Annotated in this window: 4 protein-coding genes; all 4 read right to left on the reverse strand. The window is 48.9% G+C overall.

Annotation, left to right across the window (positions count from 1 at the left end; translation table 11 throughout):
• Positions 1-198 precede the first annotated feature (198 nt).
• Positions 199-2,304 carry a M3 family metallopeptidase gene (locus tag JX312_RS08870; RefSeq protein WP_204457748.1) on the reverse strand — a complete coding sequence of 702 codons (2,106 nt, stop codon included), beginning with the start codon at positions 2,302-2,304 and terminating at the stop codon, positions 199-201.
• Between the two features lie 66 nt (positions 2,305-2,370).
• A complete protein-coding gene (locus JX312_RS08875) occupies positions 2,371-3,429 on the reverse strand; it encodes an endonuclease/exonuclease/phosphatase family protein (protein WP_204457749.1) in 1,059 nt (352 codons plus the stop codon).
• 87 nt (positions 3,430-3,516) lie between these two features.
• Entirely contained in the window at positions 3,517-4,365 is an 849-nt protein-coding gene (locus JX312_RS08880) for a rhomboid family intramembrane serine protease (protein WP_204457750.1), read from the reverse strand.
• Positions 4,352-5,113, reverse strand: a complete 762-nt coding sequence (locus JX312_RS08885; RefSeq protein WP_128707927.1) for a rhomboid family intramembrane serine protease — start codon at positions 5,111-5,113, stop codon at positions 4,352-4,354. The genes JX312_RS08880 and JX312_RS08885 overlap by 14 nt, the downstream gene beginning before the upstream one ends.
• Between the last annotated feature and the right edge of the window lie 146 nt (positions 5,114-5,259).

A 5,259-nucleotide genomic window follows, 5' to 3' on the forward strand; every position in this document is an offset into this window, starting at 1 on the left:
CCGTCTGTGTCGTTGGCTGAATGATTCCGAGTCGGTCATTGACGAAAGTAAACTACCTTCAGCCTCACATTCAGCCGCCTACCATCCGGACCATTCTGACAGCATCCTCGCCATCCGGCTGACATATCTCGCTGATGTCAGGAAAAATAAGTCAAGGCGAGTTCCGTTTGTCGTTTTGTCATTCTGTAGCAGCGTGGATTATTCGAATCCTCTCAGACGAAGAAGAGCCTTGGCATCGGGAGCGTGTCCGCGGAATTTTTTGAACAATACCATCGGATCTTCCGTATCGCCGGCTTCAAGGATGTTTTTCTTGAAAGAAGCAGCGGTCTTCTTGTCGAAGATACCTTTCTGTTTGAAAAGTTCCCACGCGTCTGCCTCAAGAACCTGAGCCCAGAGATAAGTGTAGTAGCCTGACGCATATCCGTCGCTTCCGAAGATGTGTTTGAAGTAGGGAGAACGGTAGCGGTAGGTGATTTCCTCAGGCATGCCGATTTCATTTCCTACTTTTTTCTCGAATGCCACAACGTCTGTAACTTCGGGTGTCTGACCGTATTTAAGGTCAAGCAATGCGGCTCCGGCAAGCTCTGTCGCCACGAATCCCTGATTGAATTTGGAAGCCTTGCCGACTTTCTCGATAAGCTCATCGGGAATAACCTCGCCGGTCTTGTAGTGACGGGCATAGCTTTTGAGCACTTCCGGTTCGAATGCCCAGTGCTCGTTTATCTGAGAGCACATTTCAACATAGTCGCGGTCGACGTTGGTCCCTGCAAGAGACTTGTAGGGCGCACGTGAGAGTATTGCCTGCAGCGCATGTCCGAATTCATGGAATGTGGTCTCCACTTCATCTATTGTAAGGAGAGCGGGAACATCTCCTGCCGGAGGTGTGAAATTGCCTACGTTATATACGATAGGTCTGCGTTCTTTGCCATCTTCGAAGATTCCGCAGCTCTGAAGCTGTTCCATCCATGCTCCCTGACGCTTGGTTGCGCGGGGGAAGTAGTCGCACATCCACACGGCGATGTGTTCGCCGGTCTTTGCATCGACAACATCGTATACTGCCATATCCTCGATATATTTGGGAGCGTCAGGCATAGGTACCATCTTTATGCCCCAGAGCTTTTCAGCGCATTCGAACATACCTTTGAGAACATTGTCAAGTGAGAAATATGGGCGGAGCTCGTTCTCGTCAAGGTCAAATTTCTGGCTCTTTACCTTACCTGCATAGTAATAATAATCCCAGGGAGCGATTTTGAATCCGCCGCCGTTGGCATCAACATATGCCTGCATGTCTTTTACTTCTTCGGCAGAACGTTTTACAGCCGGCTCGAAAACGCTGAGAAGCAGGTCAGATGCAGCTTCCGGAGTCTTTGCCATGACACGGCTGGTCATCATCTGCGCGAAGTTGTCAAATCCCATGATTTTGGCTTTCTGAGCACGGAGTCTCACGATCTTCTCGATTATGGGAAGGTTGCTGTTGGAGCCGGTGAAAGCCAATGAGGTGTAGCCTTTGTACATTGCCTCGCGAAGACCGCGGGAGTCAGCGCTCTGAAGCACTGGCAGACGGCTTGGACCGTGCAGTGTGAATACCCACAGACCGTCCAGACCACGATTCTTGGCTTCCTGCGCTGCCTGAGCTACGGAAGACTCCGGAAGTCCGGCGAGGTCTTCCTTGTCATATACCGTGATATAGAAAGCGTTTGTGGCGGCAAGAAGGTTACGGTTATACTGGATGAAGAGTTTGGACAGTTCGTCGTTTATCTTCACAAGCTCGGCTTTTTTGTCGGCGGGGAGTGCAGCGCCCTGTTCCGCAAAACTTCTGTAATATTTCTCCACAAGGCGTTTCTGCACCGGAGTGAGTCCCATCTTGTCGCGGCGGTCATAGATCTGCTGTATCCGCTGGAAAAGCATCTCGTCAAGATTGACCTTGTTGGAGGCGTCGTTGAGCAGGGGAATTGCCTCGTCGGCTATTTCCGCGAACTCCGGAGTAGAGAGGGCTTCCTCATAGTGATAGAACACACCAGACACACGCTCCAGAATGGGGGAGAGGTTTTCCAGAGGGAGGATGGTGTTGTCGAAATCAGGCACCGCGCGGTTGCGGGTGATGTTGAAAAGGTTTGCCTCCTGCTCGGCGATTCCCGCCTTGATTGCAGGGAGGAAATCCGTTGTCTGGATTTTGTCGAAAGGAGGAATGCCATACTTGGTGTCGTATGGCTTCATGAAAGGATTTTCTCTTTCTTGTGCCATAATCTGAGGTGAAGCGGCAAGGAGGAGAGCCCCTGCCATCATTGTCAGGATTTTTTTCATATTATTGTTGTTTTAAAATTGGTTCGTTCATGATTGTCCGGTCTGTTTCCGTAAAAACGGGAGGTGTCATTTCGCGATCCATTCGAATTCAGAGAGCAACGGATAATGGTCGCTGCTTTTCAGCGAGCCTTTTTCAACTTTAAGTGCTTTCATGAATTTGTCGCGATAGAGAATCTGGTCAAGATGAAACAGGAAACCATGGCGGTTGTATGTTATCAGCGGACCGAATGATGTTTCCGCGTAAGCATCGCCGAGGTCATTGCCGCGGATGGTTCGGTAGGCATAAGACTCCGGCACATCGTTGAAATCTCCGCTCACTACAAGCGGTCCCGATATCCGGTCTGCCAGTTCGCGTATGGCTGCGGCGCGTTCTGCACGTCGCGAAAAGCCGTCTTTAAGTTTTTCGCGTATGGATCCTTTCATTTCCTTGAGTCCCGCCTCTGTGTCTTTCACCGAAACCACCTCTTTCATGACCTTGCGCTCTTCATCGGTAAGATTAAATGAGCTGAGGTGGGTATTGATCCAGTTCAGCTTTCCCCATGGCATTTTCACTTCATAATGTGAGAAAGTGGGGTATTCCTTTATCAGCATTACCGGATATTTCGACAATACCTTGAGGTCGCAGGCTGTTGTCCCGGCTCTGTACGGGTATTTACGCAAGAGAGAGTCTCGCAAGGTGCCTTCCAGTCTTGGCACTTCTCCAGTATCGTTGATGTCGACCAGTTCCTGAAGACCAACAAGATCCGCATCTGCATCAAGCACATACTGGAACGAGCGGTTGCCTGCTTTCATCTCCGGATCTTCCTGATCCCATCCGTGAAGGATATTGTAGGTCAGAAGCTTGAACGTCCGTTCTTTGTGTGTCGGTTCAGACTGGAAATGTAGCGGTATTGCCGTGGATACAGGTTTCCAGGCGGCAACAAGCACGGCAACACCTATCGCGGCTGTAATCCAGCGACCTGCGCAGAACCAAGCCAGAGACACAATAGCCGTAGCTATCGCTAAATATGGCAATGCGAGCGTCAGAGCCGACGGCAGCATGACATACATCGGGTTTATCCTTCCTCCGAATGCCGAAAGAAGGGTGAGAATGAAAAGGATGAACGATATTATCCTAAGAATCATTCTGAACAGAGGTTTTATTACCGGTAAAAACAATTTTTTATAATTTTATCAGTTTTCGCCGCGGTCATTATTCTGTCTGATGCGGCATTACTTGTTTTCCTGTCGCAGTCTCGCCGAGAGGGCGTTAAGTTCCTTTCGTTCCCTTTCAGTCAGGGAGTCGAAGCCGGAGAGACGTATTTTGTCAAGAAGCTCGTCAAGACGGTCACTGTCGCTGAGTCTCCCTTGCGACGCTTTGACCATTGCCTTGACATTCATTTTTTTTCGAGGAGTAAAGAGAGAGAGAGGTCTTGTTATCTTGTCTCTTAATGAGTGGAAGACACCGAAAGCGATTCCTCCGAGATGGGCGACGGAACCTGCTGCCGAGGCTCCTCCTGTGCCTATAAGAGTGATAAGGATGCATATGATGGCAAACCATTTCACCTTTACTCTCCCGATCAGGAAAAGGGTTATCTCATAATCCGGCATTTTCAATGCCACCACACTCATGATTGCCAGCACGGATGCTGAGGCACCACATAGATATGCTCCGGCTGAGGCGCCGCACAAAGATGCCAGAATGTATGCCATTCCTCCGGCAAGACCGCCTCCGGCATATATCATGAGAAGATTCCTTTCTCTTGAGCGGTTGCTCATTTCTGCTGCCGAGATCAGCATGAACTGTCCGAACCAGTAGAGCCACAGTACATTGAACAGCAGGTGAAGCAGCGAGAACTGTGTCACCATATATGTGGCGAGTGTCCAGGGATGTCTGATGAATTCGGCGAATGAGGAGGGGAGCGCCATAAACATGGCAAACTGTGTCGGATCGTGATGCGTCATGCGCATGACTGCCGATGTTGTCCACAGAATCACACCAATGACGATGTTCACCCCGATCAGGGTGGAAAGAGTGCGCGAACCGCCGCAAAGCCGCCTGAATCTGTCAATAAAACCCATTGCCACGAAGAGTCCCTTTCTTTCTCCAGTAAATTAAGATTATGAGTCCGAATATCATGCCGCCGAGATGTGCGAAATGTGCCACGGAATCCATTCTGCCGCCAACACCGAACCAGAATTCCAGCACCGCATATCCGATTACCATATATTTGGCTTTTATGGGCACCGGTATGAAGAAAAGATACATTGGTATATTGGGAAAAACGAATGCGAATCCGAGAAGCACGCCGAATATTGCGCCGGAAGCACCTATTGTGACCATCTGTCCCTTCATTTCAGCCATCGCGCGGAGGAATTTTCCATCGCCATCGGCAGTAGCCTGATCTACTATTGCTTTCATATGGTCGAATGTCAGACCGTTGAGGCGGGCTATGCCGGCTATGTAGTCGTGCTGCCACGTCAATGCCCATACCGCTTCCTGTACGACAGCAGCTCCGATGCCGCATACAAAATAGAATATAAGAAAACGTTTCGAACCCCATATGTTTTCAAGCATGCGACCGAACATCCAGAGGGAGAACATGTTGAAGAATACATGAATCGGCGATGAGGGGTCGTGCAGGAACATATATGTTATAGGCTGCACGGGATTGAAAAGATCCGAACCTATGAAGTGTAGCCCGCAACGATATATAAGTCCCGTTTCCGCAAAACTGCGGAAAAGAAACTCAACCAGCCAGATAAGACCGTTTATTATTATAAGGTTTTTGGTTACCGGAGGCCAATTGCCTGATGAATATGAGTTCATGAATATTCTATAATTAAATCAGTCACAAAAATAATAAAAATCATCTTAAAAACGTAATTAAACAAGACGGGTTTCATATTCGTTAACAATTCAGCCGGCGTGATTGTCGGTGAAAAGATATGTTTTTTTTGATTTTTGGCAAAAAA

It is taken from the genome of Barnesiella sp. CU968 (assembly GCF_905219685.1).
Lineage (GTDB): Bacteria > Bacteroidota > Bacteroidia > Bacteroidales > Muribaculaceae > Lepagella > Lepagella muris_A.

Excerpts from the sequence above, each read along its gene's own strand:
- JX312_RS08875 (WP_204457749.1), bottom strand. The coding sequence starts at position 3,429 with ATGATTCTTAGGATAATATCGTTCATCCTTTTCATTCTCACCCTTCTT.
- JX312_RS08880 (WP_204457750.1), bottom strand. The coding sequence starts at position 4,365 with ATGGGTTTTATTGACAGATTCAGGCGGCTTTGCGGCGGTTCGCGCACT.
- JX312_RS08885 (WP_128707927.1), bottom strand. The coding sequence starts at position 5,113 with ATGAACTCATATTCATCAGGCAATTGGCCTCCGGTAACCAAAAACCTT.
- JX312_RS08870 (WP_204457748.1), bottom strand. The coding sequence starts at position 2,304 with ATGAAAAAAATCCTGACAATGATGGCAGGGGCTCTCCTCCTTGCCGCT.